The organism is Pseudoalteromonas sp. G5_S1_14_S5, from assembly GCF_054968605.1.
Map to the genome: position 1 here is coordinate 21,495 of NZ_JBQKUM010000028.1, position 20,301 is coordinate 41,795.

Consider the following 20,301-nt stretch of genomic DNA (forward strand, 5'->3'; position numbering starts at 1 on the left):
TTTAGAATTTATTTTAGGAAGAAACGTTATTTTATATGGCAGTTCGATTTAAATTAATTTATTAAACATATGGTTTAACTCAAACCCTATTGCACTTGGTAACTCCCTAAAGAGCTGCCGCCTGTGACCTCCACTTGAGCGTTCTGTGTGACTTCATCCACTACTCGTCTAATCACGCTTCCCAAACGAAAGATAAAACCAATAAAATCAGCCTCTTATTAAAACGTAGCATTAATATCGATAACACTTGGCATTTGATTTTTTAGTTACCTGCCACCTGGTTTATTGAAACAGCAATACCATAATTCCATCAACAGCCACACTTTTCACTTGAGTGTTGAATACAGACTCAAGTTGCTTTGGAGTCAGTACTTCTGCCGCGGTACCAGAAGCTTGTAAAACGCCTTTGTCGAGCAGTAGCACTTGGTCGGCGTGTCTTAGGGTTCGGTTAAGGTCGTGGTTTGCCATGATTACGGCGATACCCTTTTGCGCCACTCTTTCAATGAGCTTATAAAGTAACGCCTCTTGCGCAATATCTAACGGTGCCGCGGGTTCATCTAAGATCAGTAACTTCGCATATGGGTTAAGTGTTGGCCAAACTTGTAAGCACATGCCCGCCAATCGAACCCGCTGCCACTCACCACCTGACAAAGCTTGGATTGAGCGATGAAGCTTATCCGCTATGTCGAGCATCTGAGTTATCTCTTCCAAGGCTGAATTGATTTCGGTATCAAGCCCCTGTGATGAGTTTGGTAGCGATAATGCCAGGTATTGGAAAACTTCTAAATTGAAAGCCGGTCTTGCACTCTGACACAAGTACGCACGGTGCAATGATAAGTCTTGTAACGATAAGTCAGATAGGTCTTTCTCATCGAGCTTGATATCACCTTTATAGCTCTCACCAATACCCGAAATGGCTTCCAGCAAAGTACTCTTCCCACTGCCATTAGGCCCAATAACATGAGTCACTTGGCCCGGTTTGAGCTCAAATGATAGGGGTAACAAACGAGCGCCGACGCTCAGGCTCTTAATTTGAATCATGGTTTTTAATTAACATCCAAATGAAGATAGGCGCACCGATACTTGTGGTCATCACTCCCAAAGGTAATTCTGCAGAATCGAGTAAAGTTCGTGCGCAAACATCAGCAAACACCAGCAACGCAGCCCCCGCAACGGCAGACAAAGGCAGTAGATATTTATTATCGGTACCAATTGCTAAACGCAGTAAGTGTGGCACAACCAAGCCAACAAAGCTGATTACACCACCCAGCGCCACTGCACAGCCTACCAAGATGGATACTGCGAAGATTAAGCGCCAACGTAACTTAGGTACGTTCACACCCAGTTGCGCCGCATGGGTCTCACCAATCATCAGTTTGTCGAGCTTACTGCCTTGCAGACACAACCAGATAATCACAGGGATCATCACTAATGTCAGCGAGTGTTGATACCAAGTCACGCCGCCTAAGCTACCCATTAGCCAGTACATCAACAGACGAAGGCTCATGTCATCACTAAAATAGAATGCCCATGTCACCATCGCTCCAGAAAGAATACCTAATGCGACACCCACCAACAGCAGCTTGGTCGTGGTAAGCCGCATTGCTTTTACCATGCTCACCAGAATCACTGTGAAACAGAGTGACCCCAACACCGCTGCGGCCATGAAGAGCTCTGGGGTAGGAGCAAACGGTAAGAAGAACAACACAATCACCATGGCGAGGCTTGCACCACCAGAAATGCCGAGCACACCCGGTTCTGCTAATACATTACCTAATAAGACTTGTAAGCTTGCGCCAGATACAGCTAGCCCTGCCCCGATGGCAATAGCCGCTAGTAATCGAGGTAAGCGTAAATCAATCAGTAGTTTTTGTTCTAATGAGGAAAAGGTTCCCAGAGGGGAAATGAAGAGATCGCCAACCATTAGGTAAATAGCACTCAGCGCGATTAGCAGTGCTGCCATCAGATAAATGGCTCGCATCCATTTACGCTGTTTTTGGTGAAGAAGTTGTTGGAAATCCATATCAAGCTACTTTGAAATTGTTCGCGTAACCTTACCTGTATCCCCAAATAAACTCAAGATTCACACCGTAATGTGAACCTTGATATTTCAACCAGTTGAGCGGTTATTCAACGAACCGTCATCGCTTTTACTGATTAATCGTAAACCAACTGGCCATGGTCGAATCGCGTTTCCACTTCACACACCATTAAAGCTGCTCGTTGACCGATAGCGACATTGCGATTAGGGAACACCACCGCTTCGTTTTCGTTCTTCGCCATCAATGGCTTGTCACCATCATGACCAAAGACTTCACCATGCTTGAATGCAGTAAAGTTCTCTACAGAGTCTGAGAACATGAAGTCGAAATCATCATGTAAACGAACAATAGTACGGCTCACTCGATAAGTAATGGTTGGCTTAGGCAGATGCTCTGGCTCTACTTCCGCGATTAAATTACGCATAGCTAAATCAAAAGCGGTTAGCTTATCCAGCTGGTTCTCACCAATTCTTGCAACCTGCCCAAGTTCCATAGTCAGAGCTTGCGCTTCAAAGTTTTCTGCACTATACCAACTGAAAGTGCTGGTTGGCGCGTTTGACAGCAACACGGCTTCAACGTGAGCACTGTTGATAAAGTCGAATAACTCTTTGCTACGTACTTCGTGGCGAACCTTAGGGCTCACTGCAAATGAATAATGCTTAGATAAACGGATTGCACAGTGTAGATCTAAGTGCCAACGAGTTGCTGGCTTGGTTTCTTTGTAAAACTCTGTCACCAGAAACTTTAAGTTCTGGGCGATATCCACTTCTCGATTACTTTCGTACTGTTTGTCATCAAACAGACGATTCATATTCACATCAAGAAAACGGGTATGCGCGTTAGTTGCTTCTGGGTGAGCTATGATGAACAAGCATCTAGCGTTCACGGCCTGAAAGCCTGTTTCAATATCTTCAACGAGCTTATCAATCAGCTCCATTGGTGACGTTTCATCGCCATGTACACCGCTTGAAAAGATGATGTTCTTGGTTTCAGAATTGTAATCCGCGGGAATGACTTCCAATACACCACGTTGATGAAGCTTAATTTGAACACCGTTACTCAAAACGGTCTGTCCTGCAAACACTTCTTGCTCAAGATCTAGGCTGTCAAAAAGAAATGATTGGCGAAATAGGGTCTTCGTCATGCGCTACTCCTTAATTGCACGGCCGTATGTTAATAAATTGTACATAGAAATTGTGTTGCTAGGATCGCACTTATCAATAGAAACTCCGTTATCACTCACAAATACTACCCATATATATTTCCTGCTTATTAACAAACCGAGGCCTGTGCCAAATAACTTTCTCATTTAAAGCGACTTTTCGTTACTTCAGGTTAGTTCAGCAAGATAAGAGCCACGTAAGCTAACACGACTCTGACCTACCATGAACAGATTAAGACCAATTAATCTTCCTGATTGAGCAATCTCTCAAATTCATCGATTTGAACTCTGACCATGTCGATACTTTGTTGCCAGAAATCGGCTTTAGTCAGGTCCATTCCAAGGTGTTTTTGAACCACTTCTTCCGCCATCATGCTGCCCGTATCACGCAACAAAGACACGTAGTCGCCATAGAACTGTTCGCCCTTAGCATCACGTTGAGCGTATACGCCTTTACTGAACAGGTAGCCAAATAGGTATGGGTAGTTGTAGAAACTCACCTGAGAGATGCTGAAGTGTAATTTGCTCGCCCAGAAGTAAGGGTCGGCCTCAGTCATTGCATCGCCGTACCACTCTTTCCAAGTGCTCTCCATCAGGTCACACAGTTGTTGAGCCGTCAGTTCACCTTTTTCACGCTGCTCATAGAACGCTTTTTCAAACTCAAAACGTACTGGGATATTTATCATCAAAGCTAACGAAGAAGAGAGTTCTTCCCATAGCATTTCTAGTTTCTCATTGCGTGTTTGTGCTTGTTTAAGTAAGAAATCGCGCACGATGTTTTCAGCAAAGATAGACGCCGTTTCAGCGAGCGTCATTGGGTAACGTGTCTTACACAACGGCATATCTTTCATAACCCAGTTGTGGAACGCATGGCCAAGCTCGTGTGCCAGTGTCATTAAATCAGAGCGGCTACCACTCCATGTCATAAACACCAGTGGTGTACGTGTTGCAGCAAACTTTGTGCAGTACGCGCCTAAGCGTTTGTTGGCCGATGGTGCAGCATCAATCCAACCATTCTCAACCATCAAAGCGACAAAATCAGCCATCTCTGGATTCACTTCAGCAAAAGCAGTTTTGATCACCTCAATCGCTTCGTCAAAAGGGTAAGCCTTAGATTCAGCGTCACCCAGTGGCGGCATTGCTGCTAAATGGTTCCAAGGCTTCATTTCATCTAAGCCGTGGACTCTTGCCATTAGCAGACCCGCTTTCTGACCCACTTCGCGATTCGCTTTAGCGACAGACATCATAGTGTCTAACGTTTCTGGCTCGATGCGACTGCTATGCAAGCTAGGATCTAAGAAATGTACATCGCTGATTTTCGAACGCTTTTTATTTTCAGTCAGACGCCAGCCTGCCAGCGCATTTAAGATCGAAGCAAATGACTCTTGGTGAGTCTTCATTGTCCCCTGAACAGCGCGCCATGCTGGTTCTTGTTTGTCGAATTCACTGCCATACAGCAAGCTCGCGGCTTGCGAGAAACCAAGTGCTTCTTCTTCACCATCAAGTTTTAGCGATAGTTTCAAAGAACCGGTTAGGTTGTCATACAAACGCCCCCATGCATCACGACCATCAACTTTCATCGCTGCTAATAACTGCTCTTCTGCAACGCTGAGTCGACTGCTGGCTAATTTACGTGAGCTTTCAATCGCAAAGCGCTGGCCTGCAACATCTGCGCTTTCATGTTCTAAAACAGCATCAATAAACTCAGGTTCTGCGTGAATCAAAGTGTCTTCGTATGGGCTAAATGCTTGTGACATTTCAGAGTTCAGCTTTGCAACACGGCCAAGCAACGCTTTTGCTTCTGTGTGTGTTGCATCCACTGACGCGTGGCAATTAGCGAAGGTATTGATAGTGCTAAGTAATGTACCAGCCGCTTCTGAAGTTTGAATAGCATTTTGCATCGCCAAAATAATGTGGCGCTTTTCAACATGTAGATGTAACAGGTCAATACACTGTTGAATCAGTTCAATGTCCTGTTCAATTTTTGCATCATCAAGACCGTGGTAAGCAATGCTTAAATCCCAACTAGGTGTTGTCATGACTAAATTCCTTTCACGTAGGTAGTAGTACCAATCTGGTACAGCAGTTATGAATACCGCCTTTTACTTCTATCTTTATTTCTATTTATAAGTTTCAATTTGTTGTTTGTTATAACTGTGCTTTGGCACTCAGAGTACGGGCAGCCCTATCGCTTTAACACTGATAAAGCTTTGCGCGAACTGAGCAACTTGAATATGTGTTATCGACGCATTCTCGATCGACAACTTTGAGTACAAACTCGGATTTTTCCAATCAATATCAAGGCAATGCGCCAATAACATTCGTATTACGCCACCATGAGTAACCAACAATAGATTGTCACTTGAAACGTTCAAAACTTGCGACCAAGCTTGAGTGACTCTTTCGTGGAAGAACTGTAAACTTTCTGCACCACTCAGCCTATGGTTCGATGGGTCTTGCCAAAAGGTGTCGAGCATTGCCCACTTGTCTTTGAGCTCATCAAATGCGATACCATCCACTTCGCCAAAGTTCATTTCTTGAAATTCAGGAGCAACAGATAAAGGCACAGATATGCGCTCCGCGTACAAGTGAGCTAAATCGCTGCAACGCTTCAACGGTGAAGTGATGACCGCATCAACCGCTATCCCCTGATGTACCAGAGCGTGACAAATCTGCTGTTGAAGCTCCGGATTTACCAAGACGTCAGAGACACCGTTTAGCGCAGCCTTCCCTTCCACTTTGCCATGTCTAAGCAAATAGATGTTTTTAGTGGTTCCATTGACCATATCAGTAACCTAGCCTTGGGCGTTGATAGAGTGATTTGAAGGCTTTAGATGCAGTGGCAACCCCGCGGCTATCAGAGTGACATGTTCTACAACACGAGCAAGTGCTTGGTTCATGCGACCCGCATTATCAACAAATAAGCGCGATACTTTCCCTAGAGGAACACCCCCTAAACCTACCTCGTTCGATACCATGATGATCTGTGCCGGGCTTCGCTTTACGCTTGCAACCAAGGATTCAATCGCGGCCTCGACCTGGGCATTAGTTGCATCTTCACCCAGTTCGAAGATGACGTTATTGAGCCATAGTGTTAAACAATCAACCAGTACCACATCGTCTTGCTTAAATGATTGCAGTTTAGCGGCTAATTCGACAGGTACTTCATGTTTTATCCACTGTATACCACGGCGGTCTCTATGATGAGCGATTCGATCACGCATTTCAGCGTCTAGATAAGTGGCGGTCGCTATGTAATGCAAACGACCATTTAAACATACTGCGTACGCAAATAATTCTTGTTGTTCTGCAAAACTCGACTTACCCGAGCGCGCGCCACCTAAAACAAGATGTCGATGACTCTGATACGCTTGATTATTCGTTGTCATGTATGACCTCTACCACCGTGAATTGGTTACATAAAGCCATTATAAAAAGCCGCAGCAAACACGATGTAAATCAGTAGTTCCATTAACTGTTGAGCAGCGCCCAAGCAGTCTCCTGTGAAGCCACCAATTCGCGCGATGAGCCACTTTTTGAACCCTAACCTGAACACGTAAGCGATGAGTGCCAATACAAACGTAAACACCAAACCAAACCACAAGCTCGGCAACAAACCAATCAGCATAAGAAAAACAAGTTCGCCTTTAGTTTGCTTATTGGCTAGAGGCTTGCTCTTACTAGTATCCAAGTCGCTGACATAAGGCATGTCGTAAATAAGGGATGCCGCAATCGCACGACTAAAGGTGTAGCCGGTTACAATGACCATGAACAATCCGGCCATACTGACCAGCTCATTCAAAAGCACCCACTTACCTAGCAACGCCATGATCAGAGCAGAAGCACCATATGTACCAATTCGGCTATCTTTCATGATGGTCAAACGACGTTCCAATGTCATGCCGCCACCAATGCCATCCGCCATATCGGTAAGGCCATCTTCATGGAAAGCGCCAGTGAGCATCAAGCTGAAGCTCATCATAAAAAAGATGGCAATGGCACTCTGTAGTAAAACATCAAGCAATAAAAATACGCCACCACACAACACACCGAGGAGTAAGCCAACAGTAGAGAAGTAACGACCAGAGCGGTTCATGCGCTCTTCTGAATAGGGTGTATTCTTTGGAATCGGCAAACGAGAAAAGAAACCCATGGCTAAAGAAAACAGTTCCCATTGATAAGCTGCGCGATCTTTTAACGATCTTTGTGGTGTATCACTCATTAAACCGTGACTCCAGCGCTCTCAAAACTCGCCATATTGTTGTAAAACTCTGCCGCCGCTCGAAGGATTGGCATCGCCAGTGCTGCGCCAGTCCCCTCACCTAGCCTTAAACCAAGGTCGAGCAACGGCTCAGCATCGAGCAGCTCTAGTAAAATTTTGTGCCCTGACTCTTCAGAGCGATGCGCAAAGATCATGTAGTCGCGGCAGTTCGTCTCAATCAAGGTCGCAGCATACGCCGCAACTGACACAATAAAGCCATCGACCAACACTGGCGTTCTGTTGTGGTAAGCACCAAGGAAAGCACCCACCATTTGCACGATCTCGTAACCACCGACTTGAGCTAAAATCGATTTAGGATCGAGTCCTTTACAACGAGCAACACCTTGTTCAACCAGCGCCACTTTACGTGCGAGTTGTTCGTAATTAATACCTGTACCTAAACCAACACACTCTGCCGCAGTTCGCTTTGCTAGGGCGCTTAAAATCGCTGACGCGCTGCTGGTATTGCCGATACCCATCTCACCAAACATGATGATATTGGTGCCATTCGAAATGGTTCTAGACACAAGATCTGCGCCCAGTTCAATCCCACGTTCTACCGTTTCTAAACTCATTGCGGCTTCGTTGGCAAAGTTATTGGTGCGTGTACCCAAACGTTGTGACACTAGCATTGATGAATCAGCTTCAACGGGCAATAAGATGCCCGTGTCGACTACCGTAATGTCGATATTGTTCACTGCACAGAAACAGTTGATCGCCGCACCACCATTTAGGAAATTCAAGACCATCTGTTGCGTGACAGCACTTGGCGCAATACTCACACCTTCGTCAGCGATCCCATGATCGCCTGCGAATATAATGATGCTCGGCTTGTTCAATTCGATATGCTCGGCCGCCGACTCTTGTCCTTGGCTCTGAATTAATGCTAATTGAAAGGCAGTTTTTTCAAGTAAACCCAATGCCCCAAGCGGCTTAGTTTTTTGATCAATACGGTGTTGGATTTGCTGTGAGTATTTGGTATCAAACATAAAATTATTGGTACTTAGGTTACAGAATGGGGTTTAGCGTTATTATCCGGTTGAAGCTCAATTGAATAACGCTTACTTAGGACGAGTCACAGAGAACACGTTGGATAGCGTGGCGTATTCACCACCACCTAGTCGAGATAAAGGATCCAGTGCGAGCGCATCTATCTCCAGGCGGTCGCTCTCTTTATCGATCACCTCTTCAGCTATATATACCTGCTCAATCTGCGCAAATATAAGGCTTTGTGGCACTTCACCCACCTCTTTGACCTCGTAGAGTGTGCAACCAAAAGCCACAGCGCACTGCTTCACTCTCGGTAAAGAAAAACCCTCAAATTCAACTAATTCAATGTTATTCGCTGTTACTTCTGACTCATTATGCTCAAGGGTAGCGGCCGTAGCGGTCATCACTTCAGCTGAACTCGACGATGCAATATGTATAACTAGCTTACCCGTCTCATGGGCATTTCGAGTGGTATCTTTAATTTCTCCCGATGGTTTCTTCCCGATCGATAACATCAGCAGTGGCGGATTACTTGAAACAGGCGTGAAATAAGAGAAAGGCGCTAAATTGTATTCTTGGTCCGCGGATTCCGTTAATGCCCACGCTATAGGACGAGGGACAACTGTTTGCGTCATTAGGTGATAGATCTGAGTAGGGGCAAGAGTATCAAGCTTGAGGTTCATAGCACATCCTTGGTCTATGGAGATTTCAGCTCAGTGTACGTGTTAAGTAAGGTTGTATCTATAGTTATGTCAAAGAAAGTACAGTAGTGCACTTTATATAAGCAATTCAAAACTACTTTACTCAAATTGAGAATCAAAAAGACAGCCTGCTTGAGTACCTAGATCGTTGAGGTGAAAAATCAACGACTTACGTTTTGGCTCCCTATGTGCTATAACTAAAAGGCTTGTTAATCTCTCTATTGATAAGTCGCCACACGGCGAACACCCACTTTATGAACTATGAAATGCAACACCTAGAAACATAACAGGCAGAAAAAAGTAACATCCAGAAAATTGATTTAGGAGGTACGATGATTCCAAATTCAAATATAAGAAAACCAAATAAATCAGGAAAGAAAGCTAGCAAAAAAGTAAGGAAAATCCCACTTTCCTTCACCTAAACGTTGAGAAGCAACTAAAAAGCCCGTCGTACAACGGGCTTTGTTATGTTTGGAGATCAGTCTAAAATCTTTATAAGCCCGTATCCGTCAGCCAAAAATACAGTTTAAACTGAAACAGTGACTTACATAAAAGTTAGGGATAGTTATGAGCATTTCTGGAGATAAGACATCAATCATAGTGGCTGGTGCTACCGGGCTAATTGGTCGTGATGTGATGAACCTACTTATCAATGAGCCTGCAATAGAGAACATTTACGCTTTGTCCCGAAGAGCGCTCGATTTACAGTTCCACTCAAAAAAACTCCACACGCTGATTCACAGTGATCTGCAAGTCACCAGTTGGGACGAAACCAAAACCGTGCCCAGCCTCGGGGTCATTTGCTTAGGCACCACCAAGAAAAAGGCAGGCTCGAAAGAAGCATTACGAAAGGTCGATGTTGAGCTTGTCATTCAAGTGGCACAATCGATGAAGTTCTTGGGAGTGCAACGAGTCGCGGTCGTATCAAGTTACGGTGCATCCGTCGATTCCTATTCACACTACCTCAAATGCAAAGGTCAAATGGAGCAGAACTTAAAGCGCATCAGCTTCAAGCAACTGTTCATTGCACGCCCCGGACCATTAGTTGGCGAGCGAGAAGAACCAAGAGCCGATGAAAAATTGCTACAAAGCGTGTTTCCCCTTCTATCACCTTTTATGTTTGGGAAATTCAAAAACCTACGTCCTATCCAGTCGAAAGATGTCGCTCAGGCCATGTTGTTCCGATTGTTCGAAAATAATTTCCAAAATATCGAAATTTACTCATCCAATGACATGCTCAATTTATTGGCAAAATATCGCTAAAAAGCTCACCTATTCACCATAGTGTTGAATATCTACTCATACCATTCAGCGAATATTACCTATTGTTCTATTTAATTACTTTTCCTTATTTTACGTTTTGTTACAGGTCGCTACTGTAGCTAACAGTATTTGCGCCCATATATCTAAGCGCCCTATCGATTTAACGAAATTCATAAGGAAAACAAATGTCATTTTCAGCTATCGCTGCCTTAGCGGTATTCACTGGTATCCTCTTCTTTCTCTACGGACAGCAGAAAAAAGAAAACATGTTATCGCGCTTAGTTCTATTAGGTTTAGTTTTCGGTAGTGCTTTTGGTCTTGGCCTTCAGTTGCTATTTGGTGAGGGTAACCCTGTAATCAAAGAAACACTAGACTGGGTAAACATTGTTGGTCGTGGTTACGTTGGCCTACTGAAAATGGTGATCATGCCATTAGTATTGATTTCAATGATTGCTGCGGTAGTGAAACTTGAGAAAGACGGTTCACTGGGCAAGATTTCTGGCATCACGATTTCTGTATTGCTGGCGACAACGGCAATCTCTGCGATTGTCGGTATCGTTGTGACTCAAGCATTTGGCCTATCTGCTGAAGGGTTAACAGAAGGTGCTCGCGAAACAGCGCGTATCGCAACATTAGAAAGCCGCATTGGTACTGTTGCGGATCTAACGATCCCACAAATGCTGGTTAGCTTCATCCCAACCAACCCATTTGCAGACCTAACCGGTGCTCGCTCTACATCTATCATAGCGGTTGTGATCTTTGGTGTGCTAACGGGTATTGCAGCTCGCAAAGTAATGGCAGAGAAAGAAGAGCTAGAATCACCAATTCGTACGTTCGTTGAAGCGGCTCAATCTATCGTGATGCGCTTAGTTAAGATGATCATGGCACTAACACCATATGGCATCGCAGCGTTAATGGCGAAAGTAGTAGCAACATCAAGCGCTTCTGACATTCTAAGCCTACTAGGTTTCATCGTGGCTTCTTACGTAGCAATTCTACTGATGTTCGTCGTTCACGGTGTGTTGGTTTCTTTTGTTGGCGTAAACCCGAAAGAGTACTTCCAAAAAATCTGGCCTGTTCTAACGTTCGCTTTCACTTCGCGTAGTTCTGCAGCAACGATTCCACTGAATGTTGAAGCTCAAATCACGAAGCTAAACGTGCCACCAGCAATTGCTAACCTATCAGCCTCTTTCGGTGCGACAATTGGTCAAAACGGTTGTGCTGGTATCTACCCTGCAATGCTAGCAGTGATGGTTGCACCTACGGTTGGCATCGACCCGATGGACATCAACTTCATTCTGTCTCTGATTGCAATCATTACAGTGAGCTCTTTCGGTATTGCAGGTGTAGGTGGTGGTGCAACGTTCGCAGCACTTATCGTACTGCCAGCGATGGGCCTTCCAGTAACTATCGCAGCACTGCTTATCTCGATCGAACCACTTATCGACATGGCTCGTACAGCGCTTAACGTATCTGGTGCAATGACAGCCGGTACAATTACAAGTCGCTTGTTAGGTAAGAAAGACAAGCAACAAGATTTGGAACAAGCGAACGCTTAATTCTGACTCATACAACTCATCAAACAAAAAACCGATGCCCGTACATCGGTTTTTTGTTATCTATTTGGTGTCGGAGTTGCTTTTTGAATGTTGAGCGTGCATTTGTTTACAATACAATGGGTTATCTAGAATAACTTTATAAAAATGGTATATGATGCAACACTTAAAACATGATGTTTAACCATAGCAAAAGTTCGATAACAGGATTCCAATGAGCTTCATTATACTTTTACTTCTCCTATTATTCGTTTTCGTGGCTCGTGTACTTCAGTGGCGAAAAACCTCTTATTTTCTTTCCTTTATTCTTTTACCGTCATTTTTTCTGATTGGTACAGGTTTAATTCCCCGTTATTTATTAGATGATCTGCAAGCAAATTACGAAAGTAAGCCAGATATACAATGGTCGGATAATAATGCAATTGTTCTTCTCGGTGCTGGCACTCAGTTTATTCAAAGCACACAAAGCTTCGAACCAACATTTTTCTCTTATGGGCGAATCAGTGAAACGGCAAGCCAATATAAAGATTGTGTAAAGTCGGACACTAAGTGCAAAGTAATCATCAGTGGGGGTGACGCACAAGGCAACGGCGTGACAGAAGCGGAAATTTACGAGCAACAATTGCTGAGACTTGGAGTGCCAAAATCTGACATAATCCGAGAGCCTAACAGCGTGAATACATGGAAAAATGCACAGCTAACCAGCGACCTGATGAAGCACCACCAATTCGACAACATTATTCTGGTTTCATCTGGCCTACATATTCGCCGCAGTGAACTCTATTTCAACCACTTTGGATTAGAGGTAATTCCGGTTAGGTCCGATTACATGGCTGCTCAGATATCGTGGCTTCCTTTGTGGTACAACTTTACTGTGACTGACTTCGCATTGCACGAGCAAATCGGTTTTGCAAGGTACAATATGTACAACTTTATGGGTTGGAACAGCAAACGTGAGAAGCCTGGTGAAGCATAACAGAGTACTCTATGGTTGCCGAAAACGCTCAGTAATCAAGTAGATGAAAATGCAGCGACGACCCTAGGTTTATCGCTGCGTTTTTTTATGCCTGTGATACTCTAAATTATAACTCTCTCCCTTCAATTTTTAGAATACTCAACACTAGTTACTTTCTAATCCAACCTATTTACTCATCAAAATAGAACATAAAAAGAAAAAGCTTTATCAAACGACGCTCGTCCAATCGTAAGGCTATGAAATATTTATGGATTTATTTTCAATTCATTTCAGTATTTTTACGTTCCTTTTATGTGACAGAGTACACGCCGCTAGGAGCCCTCGGCTTCGCACACATACAAAACAAAACTATAAATAGAATCTAATAAAAATAGCCAAACAATGGCCATTAGGAACTTATTCATGTTCAACGTCAGTAAAACTGTACTAATTAGCGCTGCCATATCGTTAATGCCTTATTCCGTTAACGCAAAGATCTACTCAGACCAAGTTGTGTTAGACAACCTTGGCGAGGATAGTTGTCGTCATGACTATCGCCCACTTACTTACTCAGAAGCACAAGAGCACAAAGCGGCTCTTGTCTCTCGTATGAACGTTTGGGATATCATCGGCCTTCGAGATGATTGGGTGATCATGGGCTCTGGCTACCACGGCCTTATTAAGCATGGAAAACCAAACGGTAAAACCTGGTGTTACCCTAATAAACCTGAAGCGGGCTTACCATACTATGAAGCACAAGCTATCCAGGAAAACAGTAACCTCGAAGTACAGAGAGCCTTAGTCAACGACAATGCGAATTTCGTTAGACCATTAGCATACCTAGCAAACAATCTTGGTTACGCATGGGTGGGCGGCGATAACGGACGCTATGTAGGTCAAGATATGGGTATCAATCAGATTCGCAATGGTTGGGAAATCAAAGGGAATAGTACTGGCAGCTGTTCAGGTGACCGTTGCAATGAGAAAACGACAATTACAGTTGATAACTTCTCCTACACACTTGATACCAATTCATTTTCGTACGGTAACGTTCAAGAAACAGAGCAAGAGCTGATCAACACTCTTTCCGCGTATGCAATCAACGAGACAGATCAGCCAAAGCAGATCATCGTCGATCTTCATTTCTTACAATCAACACAGTGGAACAAGACCAATCGTTTTGACCTAGCAGATGTTGTCTTGATGGACGAAGACTTTAACTGGCCTCAAGCAGGAAAAACGGATGTTCGAGTGGTGTTAAAAAAAGGCCAGCATTTCGCCGATACAAATAGTGGGCAGCGTTCTACGGCGAGTGACCTTCAAGCCGTCCTAACAGTACCCGCTAACTCTGTGCTTCCTTTTCAAGTTGAGTTCTTGCGATCAACGATTTCTTATCCTTATCGCATCAGAGCAAACATGGGTTACGATGTGAGCTTCACTGGCTTTCTCCGCTATAGCGGAAATGCTTTGGATTCACACCCGACCAACCGTCCTACAGTTTCACACACGTTCACCATGGGTACCAATAGCGATGAGCAAGCCAATATCCGTTACCAATGGGATCACCGTTATATTCCTGGTGAGATGAAATGGTGGGATTGGAGTTGGGCAATCAATGAATATGGCCTGAACAGCATGCAATATGCCGCAGGCGCGAGTGTTCGCCCGTTTTACTCTCATGTGTCTGGTCAGTTTTATGCCAAATCACAATACTCTGGGATGATCGATATCGGTGCTGAGCAATCTGTCGATTCATTTGATGTCTTGAGCGTATTAACTAACCACAAAACCTACCATGCTGATGATGTAACCGTCGTTACCGATTTCGCCCCTGACAAGCTAAATCGACTCGGTTATCACAATGCCCAGCTGATGATTACTCCAATACAACATTAAAAACACAGCAGTACCCCAACACTAAGCTCATCACTTGGGTGGTGAGCTTTTTTGCTACTTCAATCCCCAAAAGCCAAAGCACTTATTCAACAACCATTCTAGGCAGTTTCCCTCTGTCGTCCGTGAACAGTGTTCGAGAAATACTTTTAATCCTAACCACCCAAAAAGCCAATATATAACTATGACCAAGAAAATCCATTTATGGCGGCTCGCTGCCATTGTCTATAGCCCCTTATCCGTTGCATTTTGTCTTAGTGACGGTGTCCAAGATACTCAATCATTAGATGCAATTAACCAGAATCGTATTACGTCCTGGGCTCGAAACGAAGTGTATTCAGAGCCACAGTTTGGCATTGCACTTGGCGAACTCGAGCACAGTGCTCATACGAACTCTTTTTCTGCCGCTTGGCCACAAACAGAGCAAGTGCTCGCGAGCGTACCGCAAACTTTTGAAAGTCCACTAAGCGAGCAGAGTCTATTCAACCGCCTCGGTAAAGCGGGCTCTTCTACGTTGGAAGTTTTAGGGCCTGTTGGAGATGCGGTTGCAGTGGGCTTTTGGCTCGACAATATAGTGAGTACATTCGCTCAGGAATCCTCTACCCGCCTTGATAAAGCCGCGTCTGTTTTTTCCATCGTTCCACTTGTGGGTGATGAGTTAAACCTATTGTCGAGTGATATCAAGTACTTCGCAGCCAAACAGAAAATTAAAGAGTTTGAGCAACAAACACACTACGTATTCGCTCACCATTCCTCAGAGTTTTCTCGCTTTCACCACAAAAAAGAAGACGCCATTACACTGATTAACAAATATGACAATCATGTAAAGCAGAGTGCTTCTATGTATGTCGACCACCTACTTCTACAAGCCGATACCGAATATCGCCGGCTCGCTTCTGCATACGATAGACAACTATCTAAGCAGATGGCACGGATCGACCTAGAGCTTTTGAAATCCCTGGGCTATGTTTCTATTAATGCGAATTTACACCAACCTTTATGCCAAGGTTCATATACCTCCCCGAGTGAGCTCGAAAACTGCATCACACATCAAGGACCAGTTCGAATTGGTAACCTCATTAACAAGCTAAACGCACCCGAATATCACGAACTTGCTTTAAAAATACACACCAAGAAAACGGAACTGGTCGGGATTGCTTTTCGTCAGCTGGAAAAACACCGACAAAGTTTAATCAGCCAAGTAAGCAACAGAGCGAAACCACACATCACTGCAATGATCAATCAAAGCACACTCAACCGGGTTACCTTGGAGTTTCAAGCAAGACAAAGTGGCTTAAGAGAATATGCAAAAGAAATGTGGGATCTCGATTACCTCAGTGAGGAACAACTCAAAACCGCGACTGTAGAAATACGGCCCGCAAGAACTTGCTGGGGCATTCCTTCCGTTGCTCCTGGAGGAATCCAAGCTTCTATCGATACATGTAAAGATTCGGGCGCTCTATACGATACTTATCACCCTAAAAAAGACCCTGAGCTCTCAAGCGTATTGATGAAAAGAGTCGAGTTCAATGTCGACCAATATATAGCATCGAAAATAACCTCTGGCTGGCCTGCAGACTTGTTTAGAACTCAACTCATTAATACCGCTAGCGCTTACATATCTGGCCAACTTTCTAATCAGATATTTGAGCAACAACTATCACTCCTCTCAAACTTGGAGACTCTGAGTTATCAAACAACATTAACGGATTACCTCAACAACAAAGGACTCGATAGCTCTAAACTGGAGAATCGTACTAGTTGGTACCAGATCAGTCGTTGGTATGAACTGCTGCTAACCGAGCGCCCGACAGGTGGAGTGTTAAGCCAGCTCAACCAATATGAGATATTTAAAAGTTTTATACAGCCTCAGTTTGAGCGTGCGATATCACTGTCATATATCCGATCCCTCAATTATTCGCTCCCGTATCCAAGTGTTTATGCTGCTCAAAATCTAAGATTCTTCGCTCCTCAAATGGCGGACATTTTAGACGAGGTGCTGGCTAAACCGGCAGCTCATGTTGAACGAAACATGCAGCAAGCGATCGATAAAATCTCAGAAATGGCAATGCAGACAACCAGTGCTAATGAACTTCAATATTTATTAGGTGACCTGTCTCTTTATCTGCAAATCGCACAACATCAGCAGTCTGAAGCCAACACTTCACTGGGCAGTACTCATCAACATCAACTGTTCAACAGCACGCTATCACCTCTGCATCTGAGCTATCTATCACAAGATCATCAAACCACCATCGCGTTTCAAGTTGGAGGAATCTCAACTCACCCGCTTTGGTCACACCTAGCTGATATCAAGAGCCCGTTAAGCCAAGGTGATATTCAAACGGCAGTAACACAACTAGGAGCCATCGTTAAGGAGGATGACTTAACTATGCTTCCACACATCAACCATATGCTGCTTATAGAGCTAGAAGATTGGATTGAAATCCAACTGGCATTAGAGGAATAAGTTTATGAAACATAAAATTACACGAGCCTTCTTGGCCTTGTTACTGCTCATTCATTCAAGCCATACATTTGCAGGAAAAGGATCTGAATTTGGACTCTTTTATGATGCTCCAGACGGCGTAAAAGTCATCGAAGGATACAATTCTGCGGCTTATGGAAACCTTTATCGCATGTCGAGAAATCTATACGTGCAAACCAAGAGTGACGCCTACCTTGCAGACATGAGCGTGTTGATTCGCAACCTGCAACTATCGCCAACAGGGCGTGAGATTTTGCGACAAGTTGCTACCTACGAACCAGTAAATGCACCCGATGATGCTGTTGCACCGTTAATTGAACATACTGTCGGAGTCGATCAATCAAAGGCTACTGTTGTCACTGTGATCAGAGAACCGGAAGGTCCAGGCCGACTATTCGAGACAGTGCCTTCGATATTCGAAGACCAGCAAAAGGCTTCATTGGCATGGCAACGACAATTTAATGGCAAAGGTGTATCGAATACGATTCTCTTCTCCACCACTGAGATGGTTAACATTCCAGGGAAGAACACACCATTTGATCAAACTGTTGCTTTAGGGCATGAGCTTATTCACGCTCGTGACTTTGCTTCCGGCGCTGTTCCGCAAGGCAATACACCACAATCTCATCGACATCCCGACACTAACCAAATCACAGAATATGTCATTCCGAATTATGAGTACCAAACGACAGGAATTACACACTACAACAACGCTGAAAACGGGCGAGATCCTGTCACGGAAATCAGTAGTGCCAGACAATCAATGATCAACCTTCGCGAAGAGATGTATTTCCATTGGAAAGCACTGGGACAAGAGAAGGCGAAGGCGTATTTAAAAAATGAAAAAGTAGTGAGCGAATTTCATTTGGCTGATGAGCTAGGAAAAGAGAAACGCAATACCTATTGGCCGAAAGAGCACTACAACTATCAACCCTATACTCTTGAAACTAGACCATCAGCAACACCTCAGCATGCCCCTAAATGGGATACTGTAGAAGGAAAGCAAGCTCATATTGAAGTTAAACAAGCGCTCCAACAATCATTAAGTGAAGGGAATAACCCTGCGATTGTTATCGTTGATGCAACCGAACAGCGCCTTTCTCAAAGCCTACAAAACTCGCCAGCGCTCACACGAAGAGGACTTAGTAACCAGAGTTCCATTTTGAAGTACGCAGCACAGAACGACATCAAAGTGGTCAACCTATACAGTGCCGCGAACGAAACGCCTTTGAGTTCGCTAAAAAAACGGAAAAAGAATCTGTTATACCGAGCTATTTCAGGTAAAAAAACAGAAGAGACGCAAGGTTACCGGGATGTTCAGTACAACGAAGGCAACCAAACAGCCCTAGCTTCAGCACTGGAAGACAACGACGAAGTGTTAGTTATGGCCTACTCTGACGGCAAAGTAACAACAAACGTTATCGACAGCCTTTCAGAAAACATGCAAAAACAAGTGGTGGTATCGCGATACGCTAACTTGGATTACCAACCATCAAACCTTAGCGCAGAAGAAAGCACGGCATGGAAAGCGCTGGGTAGAAAAGAAAATGTGAGAATGCTTGGAGGTGGTAGCCGCTTTCGCTTCAATATATGTAGTATCCAGTAAAAAGGCTCAAAAAGCCAGATGCGACCAGCTAAACGTCATATACAACTGACCCTTTGTTAGTGGCTAACCGCTATTTCAAAGCGCCGATTTATGACAAACAAACTTGTTACATGACTTAAAAATGCAATCACAACGACACAAAAGTTTGAGTTAATGAAGCCGGCTAAAGACAGAGATCCCTAACAGGAGGAGCTATGAAATACTGTCGATGTTGCTCAACAGAGTTAATTGAACGAGACGATATACATATTTGTCCACGTAACGAAATTGGTGACTGTTATTTTGATGGTTATGAGCAATCTCATATTGAATATCACCAGCTCAACGACTACCCATTAGATTCAGCGTTCGATATCACAGAGGTTATCGCTGACTAGCTCTAATAACGTTGAGAAACAGAGTTTGTCCCGCTATCAAATCGTTTGGGCTTAAGTTTGTATTCACCAAAATTAAAAGCCCTGATGTTATCATCAGGGCTTTTTTTGTCTTTCAGCGCCATCAACATGCAGCGAATCAAGTAGCGGCTAACTTGGTGCTACCACATTAGATCATCAGGGATCACGAAGTCTTTGTACGGATCATCCTCGTCCACTTCATCAGTGCTTGCTGTTTGAGTATCAACGATTGACTCCTCATCACGCATCGCAATTTTGTTTGCTACCGCTGTTGGAATCACAACATAGCTTTCACCCTGACGTGCAATACTCAAGATACCTTTACTCAATTGCTTTTGAGTCAGCTCTTCAACGTATAGGTATTTAACCAAAGTGCCATCGGTGAAGTTATATTTGATCTCACCATTTTTTAGGTCGATCTTGTTCATGTCGATCAGCTGCTTCACTTGAGCTTTGATCTCTTTGCTCAACTGCTTTTCTTTCAGCTGTTGGTTTAGCTCTTTATCTTTCGCTTGCTGCGCCAGTCTGTTCTCTTCTGCTGCCGCTTTTGCTTCACGAGCTTGAACACGAGACTTTTTAGAGCCTTTCTTCGCCTTCTTTAATTTTTTCTCATTTACCAAGCCAGCTTTAAGCATCTGCTCTTGGAGTGTTAACTTTGCCATGACTTTCCCAGTTCAGGATTAAAAACAGCACTATCATACCTGTTTTTGCACTTTCTGTTTACTGAACAAATAGAAATTGCGGATCAATTATTAGATTTATTTAAGTCACTCTAGATAAATCGTCGTGTCGCTTTGCGTTAATCGCACTTCACACTTTGAACAATATAACCGGTTAGGTTTTCACTGCCTCAAACTGGGAGGTAGTTAGGAATATGCCCCCTGCCGATACTTAATTACTGTCTATTCCACGCGCACGTAACACTTATCATTCCATTAAAACAATGCTTTCATTTTCAATAAATGATTGATTTTATGAAACCTTGGCAT

General features: G+C 43.9%; 17 protein-coding genes. 7 read left to right on the forward strand and 10 right to left on the reverse strand.

All coding sequences use genetic code 11. From position 1 onward, the window contains the following. Positions 1-282: 282 nt before the first annotated feature. From btuD to ACTRWI_RS10375, 9 genes are all read right to left on the reverse strand, one after another. On the reverse strand, positions 283-1,041 hold the full coding sequence (gene btuD / locus ACTRWI_RS10335; protein ID WP_499131103.1) for a vitamin B12 ABC transporter ATP-binding protein BtuD: 759 nt from the start codon (positions 1,039-1,041) through the stop codon (positions 283-285). Beyond that, complete coding sequence (btuC, locus tag ACTRWI_RS10340) at positions 1,028-2,023, reverse strand: vitamin B12 ABC transporter permease BtuC (RefSeq protein ID WP_499131105.1); 996 nt, start codon at positions 2,021-2,023, stop codon at positions 1,028-1,030. Before btuC ends, btuD begins: the two co-directional genes overlap by 14 nt. 134 nt (positions 2,024-2,157) lie before the next feature. Next, a complete protein-coding gene (locus ACTRWI_RS10345; RefSeq protein WP_004741837.1) occupies positions 2,158-3,186 on the reverse strand; it encodes a succinylglutamate desuccinylase in 1,029 nt (342 codons plus the stop codon). Between the two features lie 260 nt (positions 3,187-3,446). Further along, complete coding sequence (locus ACTRWI_RS10350) at positions 3,447-5,243, reverse strand: M3 family oligoendopeptidase (protein ID WP_499131107.1); 1,797 nt, start codon at positions 5,241-5,243, stop codon at positions 3,447-3,449. A gap of 129 nt (positions 5,244-5,372) precedes the next feature. Then, complete coding sequence (locus tag ACTRWI_RS10355) at positions 5,373-5,990, reverse strand: histidine phosphatase family protein (protein ID WP_499131109.1); 618 nt, start codon at positions 5,988-5,990, stop codon at positions 5,373-5,375. A gap of 9 nt (positions 5,991-5,999) precedes the next feature. Next, entirely contained in the window at positions 6,000-6,593 is a 594-nt protein-coding gene (gene cobU / locus ACTRWI_RS10360; protein WP_499131111.1) for a bifunctional adenosylcobinamide kinase/adenosylcobinamide-phosphate guanylyltransferase, read from the reverse strand. Between the two features lie 26 nt (positions 6,594-6,619). Further along, on the reverse strand, positions 6,620-7,426 hold the full coding sequence (locus ACTRWI_RS10365; protein ID WP_499131114.1) for an adenosylcobinamide-GDP ribazoletransferase: 807 nt from the start codon (positions 7,424-7,426) through the stop codon (positions 6,620-6,622). Further along, positions 7,426-8,454, reverse strand: coding sequence for a nicotinate-nucleotide--dimethylbenzimidazole phosphoribosyltransferase (gene cobT, locus ACTRWI_RS10370; protein ID WP_499131115.1), 1,029 nt, complete (start codon positions 8,452-8,454; stop codon positions 7,426-7,428). Before cobT ends, ACTRWI_RS10365 begins: the two co-directional genes overlap by 1 nt. 72 nt (positions 8,455-8,526) lie before the next feature. Beyond that, positions 8,527-9,138, reverse strand: coding sequence for a flavin reductase family protein (locus tag ACTRWI_RS10375; RefSeq protein WP_499131117.1), 612 nt, complete (start codon positions 9,136-9,138; stop codon positions 8,527-8,529). Positions 9,139-9,723: 585 nt separating this feature from the next. Between ACTRWI_RS10375 and ACTRWI_RS10380 the strand changes: the two genes are divergently transcribed. The 7 genes from ACTRWI_RS10380 to ACTRWI_RS10410 all read left to right on the forward strand — a co-directional run bounded on the left by ACTRWI_RS10380 (position 9,724) and on the right by ACTRWI_RS10410 (position 19,294). Further along, positions 9,724-10,419: an NAD(P)H-binding protein gene (locus ACTRWI_RS10380; RefSeq protein ID WP_499131120.1), complete on the forward strand. Its 696-nt coding sequence runs from the start codon at positions 9,724-9,726 to the stop codon at positions 10,417-10,419. 185 nt (positions 10,420-10,604) lie between these two features. Next, positions 10,605-11,978, forward strand: a complete 1,374-nt coding sequence (locus ACTRWI_RS10385; protein WP_499131121.1) for an L-cystine transporter — start codon at positions 10,605-10,607, stop codon at positions 11,976-11,978. A gap of 211 nt (positions 11,979-12,189) precedes the next feature. Then, positions 12,190-12,951, forward strand: a complete 762-nt coding sequence (locus ACTRWI_RS10390; protein ID WP_499131123.1) for a YdcF family protein — start codon at positions 12,190-12,192, stop codon at positions 12,949-12,951. Positions 12,952-13,353: 402 nt separating this feature from the next. Beyond that, complete coding sequence (locus tag ACTRWI_RS10395; protein ID WP_499131124.1) at positions 13,354-14,826, forward strand: aerolysin family beta-barrel pore-forming toxin; 1,473 nt, start codon at positions 13,354-13,356, stop codon at positions 14,824-14,826. 181 nt (positions 14,827-15,007) lie between these two features. After that, positions 15,008-17,293, forward strand: coding sequence for a hypothetical protein (locus ACTRWI_RS10400; RefSeq protein ID WP_499131126.1), 2,286 nt, complete (start codon positions 15,008-15,010; stop codon positions 17,291-17,293). Between the two features lie 4 nt (positions 17,294-17,297). After that, positions 17,298-18,917, forward strand: coding sequence for a M91 family zinc metallopeptidase (locus ACTRWI_RS10405; RefSeq protein ID WP_499131127.1), 1,620 nt, complete (start codon positions 17,298-17,300; stop codon positions 18,915-18,917). Between the two features lie 194 nt (positions 18,918-19,111). Next, positions 19,112-19,294 (forward strand): hypothetical protein, encoded by a 183-nt coding sequence (locus ACTRWI_RS10410; protein ID WP_499131128.1) that lies wholly within the window; start codon positions 19,112-19,114, stop codon positions 19,292-19,294. Between the two features lie 158 nt (positions 19,295-19,452). Here ACTRWI_RS10410 and ACTRWI_RS10415 read toward each other — a convergent pair whose 3' ends face one another. Beyond that, entirely contained in the window at positions 19,453-19,974 is a 522-nt protein-coding gene (locus ACTRWI_RS10415) for a DUF2058 domain-containing protein (protein WP_499131131.1), read from the reverse strand. Between the last annotated feature and the right edge of the window lie 327 nt (positions 19,975-20,301).